Origin of the sequence: Aurantimicrobium minutum, assembly GCF_029892845.1 — a bacterium.
Classification (GTDB): Bacteria; Actinomycetota; Actinomycetes; order Actinomycetales; family Microbacteriaceae; genus Aurantimicrobium; species Aurantimicrobium minutum_B.
In genome coordinates, this window is record NZ_JARXVT010000004.1 from 160,557 (window position 1) to 172,806 (window position 12,250).

The window sequence follows — 12,250 nt, forward strand, 5'->3', positions numbered from 1 at the left end:
TAAGCCTCAAGAACTTCAATTCTAGGGCTTGCGGCGAATCAAAATGAGCGACAATCCGACAATTCCCACAGCTCCGATGGTCCATTCAATGAATCGTCCAAACGCCATGGCTGGAGTGATTGTTGAACTCAGAGGAACTGCGCTCAGCATGGCTCCAGGTTGGTAAGCAGGGATACTGTCTATCGTTTCGCCAGTGGGCGAAATTATCTCGGACGTCCCTACTGTGGAGATATTCACAACCGAACGGCCGGTCTCTATCGCGCGGAGTCGAGCGATAGAGAGTTGTTGAAGGTTCTCAGAGGTTTTGCCAAAATCTGCATTGTTTGTCTGGGCGAGAATGAGCTCGGCACCCTGAGAAATCATTTGATACGCCTGTTGATCGTCGGTGATATCAAAACAGATGGCGATACCAGCGAGCACACCGTTGATATCAACGACATTTGACCGAGTTCCAAATGAATAGTTACGGGTAACAAGATCAACAAGATCAGGTTGGAATGTGCGCCACAAATCTCTGTTTGGCATGTACTCGGCAAAAGGAACCGGATGGATTTTGTCGTATTGAGCCTGGAGTCCATCGGACCACACCAACGATGAATTGAAATATCGCTCATCGCTCGTTGTGGTGATTGTTCCGGTCACGATTGGGGCTTCTATTTTTGCCGAAACGGTGGTTAACATCAGCGCAGCCAATTGGGATTGGAGGGGATCAATATCACTTGCGTTCTCTGGCCACACAACCATATCGACGTCCTTGCCCACAAAAGGAAGAGTCCCTGAGATGTGATCTTGCAAAATCTCCCCCGGAGCGCCATGGTCGAACAATCCAGCTTTTGAGTTTCCTTGAACCGCAAGCACTTTGGTCGTGCCAGAAATATCAATGACGAAACTTGGAACAGCAATCGCAGCGACAAACACCAGGATGGGAAGAACCAGCAAGGAGCGTCGCTTCTCCCTGAGAACCTGAAATATCAAAGCCGCAGTCAGAGCAACTACGAACGTGACCCCTGCAGTTCCTACCCAGGCGACATCATGCGCAAGAGGACTTTGGGATTGCGAATGGGCGAGACGACCCCAGGAAAATCCTCCGTATGGCCACACGCTGGTAACGCTTTCTCGGAGTGTCCAGAGTGCAGCAATCACAATGCTGACGAGTCCTAGACGCCCAAAACGTGATGGCCATCTTGTTGGACCTCGATTGAGTGCTAAAGCCATGAGGGAAGCACCCAATCCAAAGAACAAGGCTTGAAGTATGCCCAGAGCAAGCCATGGCACGGGCCCCAGATATAGCGTCAACCAGTTGATCAGAGATAACCAAAAACTGGCACCCGCAGCCGTTCCAATTACGAAAGAACTCCAGAAACGGCGTCCAAGCAAGGACCACAGAAGGAGAAACACACCAATGAAAGCAAGTGGCCAAAAATTAGTGGCGGGGAACGCTCCCTGTAAAGCGAAACCCGAAACCATAGCTAGTGCCAGGGCAATCCAGAAATTGAGTCTTTTCATTTAGACCACCGTGGAATAGGCAACAATGCCACGTCGAACCTGATCCAGGGCCATACGAGCTGTCTTCTGAAGATCACCTGTTGTTACCTGCGCTAACTGATCGAGAAGGTCGATAGTTTGTTTGGACCACCGCACAAAGTCACCAGCAGGCATGTCAGCGTCAAAGAGAACGTCATCTAACCGTGAACCCTTAGCCCATTTATACATAGCCAGAGAAAGTCCAGTTGCAAGAGGGTTTGTTCCAGGGAGCTCGTGATAACTCTCAAGCTCTTCTAAGTCAGACCAGAGGTTCTGTGTCTCGTGAAGTACGTCAATGAACTTCCCCCTGGGTAAATAGCGCTCATTGACCAATCCCTCTTCACGACGAGGTTCAAAAACAATTGCACACGCCATGGCGGCTAGTCCCGGGGCATCAAGCTTATCCCAGAGCTGTAGACGAATACCTTCTGCAATCAGCAAGTCGCGCTCACCATAAATTTTTCCCAAAGATTCACCCTTAGGAGTGAGCGAAAACTCAGAGCCCTGAGGGTCTTTCATGAGGTAGTCCATGTCCACCAACACATCACAGACACGATCAAATATCCGCGCAACTGCACCTGTTCGAGTGTTGATTTGTTGCACGAGCTTGTCGGTTTCACGCTTTAGTCTCCACCAACGCTCTGCCCAACGTGCATGTTGTTCACGATCGGGACAGTGATGACATGAGTGGCTTTTTAGCTGCTTACGCAATGAGTTCAACTCAGAGCTACGTTTCTCTTTTGCTGCTCGTGAACCGGCTTCAGTTTGTTTTTCTAAATCCGTCAACTTGCGACGCAGTGCAGCGTATTCCACGAAGTCACCTAAGTGGCATGTCATGGGTTCGGAATATCCGCTGAGAGTCTCTTCCTGCTGTTTGACCTTACGGGCAAGATCAACCACGGCTCGGTCTGCCTGGAATTGGGCAAAGCTGCTTTCCAGGATTTCACGTGTGCGACTTCGACCAAACTGTTCAATCAGGTTGATTGCCATGTTGTAAGTAGGACGGAAGCTGGAGTTCAGAGGATATGTTCGCCTGCTGGCAAGAGAAGCTACCGTCTGAGGATCTAAGTTGTTGGCCCATTGAATGAGAGAGTGGCCTTCAACGTCAATCCCGCGACGTCCAGCACGACCGGTGAGCTGGGTGTACTCCCCCGGCGTGAGTGGGACTCGAGCTTCACCGTTGAACTTTTCAAGTTTCTCCAACACCACTGTTCGTGCTGGCATGTTGATACCCAACGCGAGTGTTTCAGTTGCAAATACAACCTTGACGAGTTTCTTTTGGAAAAGCTCTTCGACGACTTCCTTGAAAGCAGGAAGCAACCCAGCGTGGTGAGCTGCCACACCACGTTCAAGACCTTCGAGCCACTCCCAGTAGCCCAACACACCTAAATCTTCATCGGCAAGGGTGCTGCACCGATCTTCCACAATGTCACGAATGATTTCTCGTTCTTCAGCATCAGTGAGTCGAATACCAGAGCGCAAGACCTGAGAAACAGCTTGATCACAGCCTGCTCGGCTGAATATGAAGGAAATAGCGGGAAGTAGATTCTTTTCATCAAGAAGTTGAATGATGTCAGCACGTTCCATGCGGCCTTGTAGAGGCTGGTTTTGTGCATATTGTGGACGATTATTTCGTCCACCTCGATGAGCATTGCGACCTGCGGAACGCATGTGAGGTGCACGTTGGTTGGAGTGAGCAAGGCGTAAGAGTTCAGGATTTACTCGATGTTCTGCAGCAGCGTGTGAACCATCGAAGAGGTCAATGAATTTGTTACCAACCAAAACATGCTGGTCAAGAGGAACAGGGCGGTCTTCAGAAACGATGATGTCAGTATTGCCACGAACTGCCTGCAGCCAATCACCAAACTCTTCCGCGTTCGAGACGGTAGCGCTCAAGCCCACCAGTCTGACGTGTTGGGGCAGGTGGATGATGACTTCTTCCCAGACAGCTCCTCGGAATCTATCTGCCAAGTAGTGGATTTCATCCATCACAACAAAGCGGAGATCTTTCAACAGATCGCTATCTGCATAGAGCATGTTGCGCAGAACTTCAGTCGTCATGACGACGATTCGAGCCCCAGAATTGATATTTGTATCGCCGGTCAGGATACCGACGTTTTCTGCGCCCCACTCTTCTACGAACTCGTTGTATTTCTGGTTCGACAAGGCCTTCATGGGAGTGGTGTAGAAAAGCTTGTCAGCCGGGGTGCTCATGGCCAAGAAGACGGCAAACTCTGCCACAACTGTCTTTCCTGCACCTGTCGGAGCAGCAACCAGAACACTATTTCCGGATTCCAATACGTTCGCAGCCGCAATCTGGAAGGGGTCTAAATCGAATGTGCGCTTTTCTCGAAACTCATTGACGAGAGGAGTTTTAGAACGTGCTTGTGCTTGCGCAAAGCGTTCAGCAGCTGAAAGTTCGGCCATCGGCTATGCCGACAGTGCTTCAGTTGGAGGAAGCGAGCTTGCCTGATCGTCACTATATTCTGAAACCTTTTTGGTCTTTCGACGATCATGGAGCCATGCGATTCCAGCAGCCAAGAAATACAGCAGAACCATGGGAATCGCCAGGAGGAACATGGACAGCACATCTGCAGCAGGAGTCGCAATAGCAGTGAAGAGAGTAATCACAAGAACTGCAATGCGCCAGGCTTTGATGATGCTGTAGGCAGAAAGTAGACCAGCGAAATTGAACAAGACCAAAAATACCGGCAGGACGAAAGCTACTCCCACGACAAGCACTAGCTTGAGAACAAAATCGAAGTACGTTTTGGCCGTGATGATGGTGGCATCGTCACTAGGAGCAAAGCTCGTCATCAGGGCCACTATGTGGGGGTAGACATACCAACCCGCTGCACAACCAGCTAGAAATAACGGAATTGCACTGAGCATGAAGCCCAAGGTGTATTTGATTTCACGTTTTGTCAGCCCTGGCATGAAAAATGCCCAAATTTGATAGAGCCAGAACGGGCTTGAAATGACGATGCCGACTGTGAAAGCAATCTGAAGCTTCAAATCGAAGGCACTGGTGATGCCGTCATAATTCAGGGTGGCGACTCGACCTTGTTCAGAAGCTACAAGAAAAATCGGTTCCCGCAGTTGTGACAGAAGGAAATCTGCTGAGAACCAGCCGAGCAAAGCACCTATGACGATAAAGAGGGCAGAGAAATATAGCCTTTTGCGAAGCTCAACAAGATGTCCACCAAGGGACATCTTTCCTTCGCGCCTGGAGGCTTTAGTCTGCCGTGCCGCCATGGGCTACTAAGCGGACTTTGACGAGTCGCTTGAATCGGTAGAACTTGAGTCAGAAGGAGTCTGACCATCTTCCTTCATCTGCTTCACTTCACTTTTGAAGATGCGCATGGACTGCCCCAACGAACGAGCAAGACCAGGAAGCTTGGGTGCACCGAACAACAAAAGAATGATGGCAATGATGATGAGCAAGTGCCAACCGGAGAGATTTCCTAGCATCTGTACTTCCCTTTGAATTGTTGCGATGGTGTTGTCTATAGTTTAGGCGCTATAGCGAGAGAGTGCCTGCCGCGACCACTCGCTCACAGTGTCAATAGCTACTTGTGGCGAGATGACCCGGATAGATCCCGGAAACTGTGCCACAAAGACAGAAACGCTTCCAAGGTCACTAAAAGCGACCTCAACTTCGATCTCATCATCGGAACGTGCGCCTGTTACCTCGGGACGATAGGCCGCCAGCAGAGATAAAGCTGACTCCTCAACGGCAAAAGTAACCCGAATGTCTGTGTCTTTGATCTCGAAAAGTTCGTCAGAAAGATCGTGAGCTGTCAGCGTTGTCTGAATTGATTCCCCAGTCAGGGAGAGTTGAGAAATTCGGTCCAATCGAAAAGTGCGCAACGCTTGACGTTCGTGACACCAGCCACGGAGATACCAAGACTCCCCCACTAGGTCTAACCGCAAGGGATCAACTGATCGAGGAGTGAGTTCTCCAATGGCAGAACGATACTCAAAACCGACGCTATGACCGGACGTCACAGCCTGACGGATGACATCGAGGTCAACGGGGACTGGCGCTGGTGTAACAAGGAGATTTTCTGGTTCGGCCGATGCTCCAGAAGCAATCTTGAGAACGAGCTTGTCAATAATGGACCTATCCCGTTCGGGAACGATTCCAGAAATGTATTGAAGGCCAGCAAGGAGCGCAGCTGCTTCACGAGCTGAGAACCTGGGTGTCGATTCAACCCCAACATGTTGCCAAAGTTCAACAATGTGTTCTTGTTCAAACAAGTCCCAGTTGATGTCAAAGAGATCCTGGTGTTGGTAGTACCCGTCATCGCCGGGAACACCAGACATCGCAAGTAGTTGAACGAGTTCATCTACTTGGGATGTCGTCAAGTCAAAATGCGTTGCCAATTGCTCGACAGGAACTGGACCTTGTTCAATCAGATAGGGAACAAATGACATCAGGTATGTCACTCTGTCTGCAGCTTCCAAACGTGTGGCCATTAGTTGCGCCCTTCATGGAGAGCGGAAATCGTTACCAACCGTGAACGCACTGCGTGAATCAACTCTGGCGGCGATTCAACAGTGAGTTGCCCACCGAAGACCGCCAGATCATCAGCGAGAAGTTCCACATCTGAGTATCCGAAAGACAGAGACGTGTGAGTGGGGTCTAGCTGATATTTGGAGGCAAGCCGAAGTTGAGCATCTGACCCCGGCACTACCGATACTGATGCAGAATTTAGCCGAGTAAGAGATTCAAGTTCTTGCTGAAGTCGCTGAGCGTATTGTTCTGGAGAAAGAGGGTACGTTTTCTGTGGAATGCGGGTAGGTACAGAAACAATGCGCTTAAGAAGAAAGGTTCGCTCTGCCTGAACATCGAGGTCAAAGGCCAAAACATACCAAAGTCCACCCCAGTTCAACACCGCTAACGGAGATGCCGTTCGTTGTTGCGGTTTGCTATCACCGGGTTTGAGATAGCTGAAGGAAAGGATGAGCTCATTCTCTAACGCATCTTCAATTGCAGCGAAAGCTCGGTCATTAGTCCTGATGTGAGGGGCGACACCGATGAGGGGATCATTTGCTGAAACACCAAGCGATTTGATTTTGGTCAATGCATGACGCGAATCACTAGAAAGTGACGCCTCCCTCCAGGCATTCGCGGCCACATTGAGCAACGTAAGTTCATCTGAGCTGAAAGTGACATCTTCAGGAAAGTCATAATTGCGTCGTGAAATGGAGTATCTGATGTGGTGAGTTTGACCCTCTTCTTCGGGCAACTCCAATGTGTCGATGATGACACCCATCGAACGTATTTCATCCTTGTCGCGTTCAAACATCTTGTCGAGAGAAGTGTTGCCATTGAAGTCATAGATGTCGCTATAACCACGAACGGTCTTCAGGATCTCGTTCTTTGTAAGACCTTCTCGCGATGACACGAGAGCAAGAATGAGACTGAAAAGACGGTCTTCTTTCTTAACTCTATTTTCTGCTCGGGCCATCTTCTTCTCCGTTAGGGAGTAGTACCCAGGATGTCGATCACGAAGACCAAAGTGGATCCAGAAGGGATCGTGCCTTTGTCTTGGTCGCCATAGCCCAAATCAGGAGGAATGATGGCGACAATCTGTGAACCCACGGTTTGGCCTTCTAACGCTTGAGCGAATCCAGGAACGACGCCATTCAAGCTAAGGGTTGCTGGAGTATTTCGTGACCAACTGGAGTCGAAGACAGTTCCATCGTTCCAGAGCACACCTGTGTAGTGAACGGTTACGGAACCGCCTGCTTGAACAACAGGGCCATCACCCTTTTTGAGAACTTCAACTTTGAGTTCGGTAGGCGCTGTGGACTTGGGAACCGTCACGCCGGGAACGCCATTGGCATCTAGTACGACAGCTGGGAAACCGTCTTGCGCGGGTTGGTCCTTGCCATTTGCTTTGGCCAAGCTTGTTGAGACCAAATCAGCAACAACGACAAGGCTGGTGTCCTTGCCTAGGTCGCCAACAGGTGCACCATTTTGATCAAGAAGATCTGTGGGGGCAATAACAGAAACAATCTGACTGCCTGCAGGTGCACACTGAATCGTCGCGACCAGACCGTGAATCAGAGAGTTGTCGTCGAGTGAGGAAGTTTGAAGATCAGTGCCGTCGTATTTGGTCTGACCCAGAATGTCGCCAGTTTCACCGTTGTAGATGGTGAAGTCGAGCGTGACAGCTCCACCAGGCAAAGCCGGAGCACCGTCGCCCTTGACGAGAATCTTTCGTTCGGTTTTAGATGCCGTCAAAGGAGTGGGGAACGTAGCAGTAGGCAATTCACCGAAACCACCACTGACTTTGACCTTGTCAACTGCAGAACCGGACTCAGCCAGTGGTGTGCACGAAGCGTCAGAAGATGACGAATTGCACGCACTCAGGCCGACAATCAGGGCAATACTGACAAAAAGGGCAGAACTACGACGCACAATTCCTCGCAAAAATAGGTATGAGGAAGATTCCCTCAGCACGCTCTAGCCTATGTCGTGAATTTACTATTCAGCTGGCGACGAGCTGTCTGGAGCCTGTGAAAGTTCTGCACTTTCTGTGGCAGAACGTACTCTTTTTCGCAAGCTCTTTGGACTGATTTCGCGTCCTCCCAGCACTCCGGGAGTCCAGGCTTCAAGATCTTCAGCGCTGAAATCGCTCTTTGATGCACGGCGTTTGAGATCTGGGAGCACTGTGCCGGGAGCTAATTTTCGAGCAGTGACCAAGAATGCAGTGTGGCCAATCATGCGATGTTCAGGTCGCACTGCTAAACCTTCAACGTGCCATCCACGCACAATCGTTTCACTTGATTGAGGGTGAGAAAACTGTCCGGTCTCACGAAGCGCTTCGACGACTCGAGAGAGCTGCGTCACTGTAGCGACATACATGAGTACTACTCCACCGGGCACAAGCGCATCCGCAACCATGTCCACACATTCCCAAGGAGCAAGCATGTCTAGAACGACTCGGTCAGCCTCAGCAGGCTTCACTGTTGAGGGCAGGGCATCCTGAAGATCTCCGACCGTAACAGACCAGTTTTCGGGCGTGTATCCGTGGAAGGTCGATACATTTGCTCGAGCAATTTCTGCGAATTCTTCACGGCGCTCAAATGAATACAGGAAACCTTGAGGGCCAATGGCTCGCAAAAGCCAAAGAGATAAAGCTCCAGAACCAACGCCTGCTTCTACAACGCGTGCACCGGGGAAAATGTCTGCCTGCCCAAGGATGGCTTGCGCTTCTTTGGGATAAATAATTGCAGCGCCTCGAGGCATCGACATCACAAAGTCGACCAATAATGGCCGCATTACTAAGTACTCAACGCCAGAACTGTTGAGGACAACGGACGCATCTGGGAGTCCAATAATGTCGTCATGCTTCACAACGCCACGGTGTGTGTGAAATTCGTCTCCATGCTTCAAAGAGACAGTGTTGATTTTGCCTTTGGGATCCGTGAGCTGGCACCTGTCTCCTGCACGAAAGGGTCCAGGCATATATCGCGGAGTTGTTTCGTGTGTCATCAGTTCAGTCCTCGTTGTGCAGTGAATATGTCAAAAACGCGGTCTGCGGTCACGCCAACCAACGTATCGAGAGTCACATCGGTGGGAATCCCCGAAAGGGGGACAAGATATTCAACACCGATCGTGACTGCTCCTGAAGAATGTGCAGAACGACAACCTGAAGGGGAATCTTCGAAAGCAACACATCGAGTAATGTCGACACCTAGTTTGTCTGCTGCTTGCAGGTATGCCTCTGGGTCAGGTTTTGATTTCATGACGTTATCACCTGCCACTACTTCGGTGAGAGGGAGACCAGGTATGAGTGCGACAACAGATCGCGCCATTCGCTCAATAGACATGGTTACTAAAGCTTGAGGGATGCCTGCAGTGTGGAACTGCTGAATGAGTTCAAGCGCACCGGGACGCCACGGGACGGAAACTTCTAATTGCTCTAGGACCCGATTGGTCAGGGCTTGGATGATTTCATCGATGGAAAGATCCACGCCATGACGCTGCAACTTTTCAGCAGTAGTGGGTAAACCGTTGCCCACCAATTCCATTCCGTCTTGGTGGGTCCAGATACCGCCAAAGAGTTCAACGAGTTCAATCTCTGCCGTAATCCAATATTCCTCGGAGTCAACGATGGTTCCATCCATGTCCCACAGAATTGCGTGGGGCATGACAGGGGAACTTGTTTCGCTACTACTCACCTAACAAGACTACTTGTCGGTAGACCTGAGTATTCTTGGTAACGAAGTAGAACGGGGTTCCCCACAGTGAGTAACGCACGCAATCCATTCAGAGGTCGCCTCCTCGTGGTGGCATTCGAAGGTTGGAACGATGCTGGAGAGGCAGCAAGCTCCGCAGTAACCACCCTGCAAGAGCAACTCGATGTCATTGCGTTACACACCGTTGATCCTGAAACTTTCTACGATTTTCAGTTCAACCGTCCAACCATTGGTTTCGACGACGATGGCAATCGTGCGTTGACGTGGCCCACCTCAATTCTTTATGCCCCTATGGTTCCAGCAGAGCTGGATGAAACTGTCTCAGAAGATCTTCTTCTCGACGTCACGGGAGCTAATGCCAACAACATTTACCTGTTGCAAGGTGTCGAACCCAGCCGAAATTGGCTCACCTTTACTAATGAAATTCTTGATATCGCGCTCGCCGCGGATATTTCAGCCATTGTGCTCCTGGGGTCGATGCTGGCTGATGTTCCTCACACCAGGCCGATTTCAACATTTGTTTCAAGCGAAAATGCAGCAGTTCGACATGAGCTTGACGTTGAGCGCAGTACCTATGAAGGTCCAGTTGGAATTTTGAGTGTGATTGCAGCGGCTGCCGAGGAAGCCGATATCCCCACGGTTGCTATCTGGGCTTCAGTTCCCCATTACGTCCACCAGGGCCCGAGCCCGAAAGCAACTTTGGCGCTCATTGACAAGCTTGAAGAAATTGTCGACGTAGTAATCCCCCGCGGTGAACTGGTTGCAGAAGCAGCCGAATGGGAAGAGAACATCAACAAACTCGCAGCAGAAGATGACGATATGTCTTCCTATATTGCGCAGCTCGAGCAGGCACGAGACATGGTTGATTCGCCCGAAGCTACTGGCGAATCCCTGGCTCAAGAGTTTGAACGATTCCTTCGTACAACTGATAAACCAGACACCGAAGGAACAGAGCCTCCAACTGGTCTCTAGCCCTGAATAACTCCGCCACTCAGAAGAATCAACAGGGTTCCACCCAGCACTATTCGGTAGATCACAAAAGGCCAGAAACTGTGCTTGCCCAACCAATTCATCAGGAATGCAATCACACCAATTCCCACGATGAAGGCAACAACGGTGGCTCCGAAGGTTTCAAACCCAGTGAAGACCTGGGGTTCGTTGAAACTTTTGGCAAGTTGATACAGACCGCTTCCGAATACGGCAGGTAGTGCAAGCAGGAATGAATAGCGCGCTGCCGCGGTTCGACTGAAACCCATGAATAAGCCGGCAGTAATGGTTCCACCTGAGCGAGAAACACCAGGAATCAAGGCAAGTGCTTGGGCAAAACCAAAGATGATCCCACGACCAACTGTGAGCTGTTGAAGGCTCTTTGTTTTCTTCCCCACAACATCTGCAATGCCCAGAAGAATGCCAAACACAATCAACATGGTGGCCACAATCCAGAGAGAACGTAGCGTCGTTTCAATCTCATCTTGGAAAGCAAGGCCTAACACGATGATGGGAAGTGAACCGAAGATGATGAGCCATCCCATACGTGCATCTGGGTCGTTACGAGGCATTTTGCCTACGAGAGCTAAGCACCAGTGTTTGATGATGCGCACAAGATCGCGCCAGAAATACACAACGACAGCGGCTTCAGTGCCCAACTGGGTAATGGCAGTGAACGTAGCACCAGGGTCACCACCATTGGGGAGGAATTCACCAATGATTCTGAGGTGCGCGGAACTAGAAACGGGAATGAACTCAGTCAATCCCTGCACAAAACCGAGAAACAACGCCTCAAAAAAACCCATAACCCTGACCCTAATCGCCCATTATTCGTCACAGGAGTTGCCACGTGAACATCGCGCATATTTCTTCGTGCTAATGTTGTCTCTCGGTGGTAAAACACCATCACCTGCGCGGGTGGCGGAATGGCAGACGCGCTAGCTTGAGGTGCTAGTGTCCGTAAGGACGTGGGGGTTCAAGTCCCCCTTCGCGCACAGAGAAGAAGTCCCGGTCTAACGACCGGGACTTCTTTTGTTAAGTTCTACGCTGTTGCAAGTTCCTGCTCGGCTAAATCTGCTTTCCAGGCGACAAGCTTGCGAACGGATTCGCTCTTATCGGACGCCAGCTTTTCCATGGTGTCTTGAGGCACAAAGAAATTGACTGCTACCCAACTGCGAACCTGTTCACTCTTATCGGAGGCGAGGTGACGAAGAATGTCGCAAGGGGTTGTTTCATTTCGAGCGACACAGATCCGAACACCTTCGTTCTTATCCTTCGCTAGTGCCCACATCACTTCTTCAGGGACGTGATAGCTCAGGGCAACACTCTCCCTAATCTTCGGGTTCTTGTCCGTGGCCATGCTGCGTAGACGGTTGATTTTGCTCTCACCGAACTCTGGACCAAGGAATTTTGCTACTGCAGTCTCGTTGAGCTTTTTATCCGCTTTGAGGGCGTCAAGCTGTGCGCGTTGTGCTGGAGTGTTAAATCTGATGCAAGACATGTTGAAAATAGTACTGCTGAGAAA

General features: G+C 50.4%; 12 protein-coding genes and 1 tRNA gene. 2 read left to right on the plus strand and 11 right to left on the minus strand.

What is annotated here, in order from left to right; translation table 11 throughout:
* Window positions 1-21 precede the first annotated feature (21 nt).
* From lnt to M2118_RS06810, 9 genes are all read right to left on the minus strand, one after another.
* A complete protein-coding gene (gene lnt / locus M2118_RS06770) occupies window positions 22-1,506 on the minus strand; it encodes an apolipoprotein N-acyltransferase (protein WP_280795164.1) in 1,485 nt (494 codons plus the stop codon).
* A complete protein-coding gene (locus tag M2118_RS06775; RefSeq protein ID WP_280795165.1) occupies window positions 1,507-3,951 on the minus strand; it encodes a DEAD/DEAH box helicase in 2,445 nt (814 codons plus the stop codon).
* Window positions 3,952-3,954: 3 nt separating this feature from the next.
* Window positions 3,955-4,737 (minus strand): twin-arginine translocase subunit TatC, encoded by a 783-nt coding sequence (gene tatC, locus M2118_RS06780; RefSeq protein ID WP_280795226.1) that lies wholly within the window; start codon window positions 4,735-4,737, stop codon window positions 3,955-3,957.
* A 48-nt stretch (window positions 4,738-4,785) separates the two neighbouring features.
* Complete coding sequence (gene tatA, locus M2118_RS06785; RefSeq protein WP_280795166.1) at window positions 4,786-4,995, minus strand: Sec-independent protein translocase subunit TatA; 210 nt, start codon at window positions 4,993-4,995, stop codon at window positions 4,786-4,788.
* A gap of 42 nt (window positions 4,996-5,037) precedes the next feature.
* Complete coding sequence (locus M2118_RS06790; RefSeq protein WP_280795167.1) at window positions 5,038-6,003, minus strand: helix-turn-helix transcriptional regulator; 966 nt, start codon at window positions 6,001-6,003, stop codon at window positions 5,038-5,040.
* Window positions 6,003-6,998: a helix-turn-helix transcriptional regulator gene (locus M2118_RS06795; protein ID WP_280795168.1), complete on the minus strand. Its 996-nt coding sequence runs from the start codon at window positions 6,996-6,998 to the stop codon at window positions 6,003-6,005. The genes M2118_RS06790 and M2118_RS06795 overlap by 1 nt, the downstream gene beginning before the upstream one ends.
* An 11-nt stretch (window positions 6,999-7,009) precedes the next feature.
* Window positions 7,010-7,954, minus strand: coding sequence for an FKBP-type peptidyl-prolyl cis-trans isomerase (locus M2118_RS06800; RefSeq protein WP_280795169.1), 945 nt, complete (start codon window positions 7,952-7,954; stop codon window positions 7,010-7,012).
* Between the two features lie 66 nt (window positions 7,955-8,020).
* Window positions 8,021-9,031 carry a tRNA (adenine-N1)-methyltransferase gene (locus tag M2118_RS06805; protein WP_280795170.1) on the minus strand — a complete coding sequence of 337 codons (1,011 nt, stop codon included), beginning with the start codon at window positions 9,029-9,031 and terminating at the stop codon, window positions 8,021-8,023.
* The gene (locus tag M2118_RS06810) at window positions 9,031-9,720 is read right to left on the minus strand and encodes an HAD family hydrolase (protein WP_280795171.1); all 690 of its coding nucleotides are present in this window, start codon (window positions 9,718-9,720) and stop codon (window positions 9,031-9,033) included. Before M2118_RS06810 ends, M2118_RS06805 begins: the two co-directional genes overlap by 1 nt.
* Before the next feature lie 66 nt (window positions 9,721-9,786).
* Here M2118_RS06810 and M2118_RS06815 point away from each other — a divergent pair, with 66 nt between their 5' ends.
* Complete coding sequence (locus M2118_RS06815; RefSeq protein WP_280795172.1) at window positions 9,787-10,710, plus strand: PAC2 family protein; 924 nt, start codon at window positions 9,787-9,789, stop codon at window positions 10,708-10,710.
* On the opposite strand, the gene M2118_RS06820 is transcribed toward M2118_RS06815, so the two are convergent.
* A complete protein-coding gene (locus M2118_RS06820) occupies window positions 10,707-11,531 on the minus strand; it encodes an undecaprenyl-diphosphate phosphatase (RefSeq protein WP_280795173.1) in 825 nt (274 codons plus the stop codon). The genes M2118_RS06815 and M2118_RS06820 overlap by 4 nt on opposite strands.
* A gap of 106 nt (window positions 11,532-11,637) precedes the next feature.
* Here M2118_RS06820 and M2118_RS06825 point away from each other — a divergent pair.
* Window positions 11,638-11,720: transfer RNA gene (locus M2118_RS06825), tRNA-Leu, on the plus strand.
* Between the two features lie 47 nt (window positions 11,721-11,767).
* Here the strand turns inward: M2118_RS06825 and M2118_RS06830 are convergent.
* Window positions 11,768-12,226: a hypothetical protein gene (locus M2118_RS06830; RefSeq protein ID WP_280795174.1), complete on the minus strand. Its 459-nt coding sequence runs from the start codon at window positions 12,224-12,226 to the stop codon at window positions 11,768-11,770.
* Between the last annotated feature and the right edge of the window lie 24 nt (window positions 12,227-12,250).

Bases quoted from the DNA above. Each gene is read 5' to 3' on its own strand.
- M2118_RS06830 (WP_280795174.1), bottom strand. From the start codon at position 12,226: ATGTCTTGCATCAGATTTAACACTCCAGCACAACGCGCACAGCTTGAC.
- tatC (WP_280795226.1), bottom strand. From the start codon at position 4,737: ATGTCCCTTGGTGGACATCTTGTTGAGCTTCGCAAAAGGCTATATTTC.
- M2118_RS06820 (WP_280795173.1), bottom strand. From the start codon at position 11,531: ATGGGTTTTTTTGAGGCGTTGTTTCTCGGTTTTGTGCAGGGATTGACT.
- M2118_RS06805 (WP_280795170.1), bottom strand. From the start codon at position 9,031: ATGACACACGAAACAACTCCGCGATATATGCCTGGACCCTTTCGTGCA.
- tatA (WP_280795166.1), bottom strand. From the start codon at position 4,995: ATGCTAGGAAATCTCTCCGGTTGGCACTTGCTCATCATCATTGCCATC.
- lnt (WP_280795164.1), bottom strand. From the start codon at position 1,506: ATGAAAAGACTCAATTTCTGGATTGCCCTGGCACTAGCTATGGTTTCG.
- M2118_RS06775 (WP_280795165.1), bottom strand. From the start codon at position 3,951: ATGGCCGAACTTTCAGCTGCTGAACGCTTTGCGCAAGCACAAGCACGT.
- M2118_RS06795 (WP_280795168.1), bottom strand. From the start codon at position 6,998: ATGGCCCGAGCAGAAAATAGAGTTAAGAAAGAAGACCGTCTTTTCAGT.
- M2118_RS06790 (WP_280795167.1), bottom strand. From the start codon at position 6,003: ATGGCCACACGTTTGGAAGCTGCAGACAGAGTGACATACCTGATGTCA.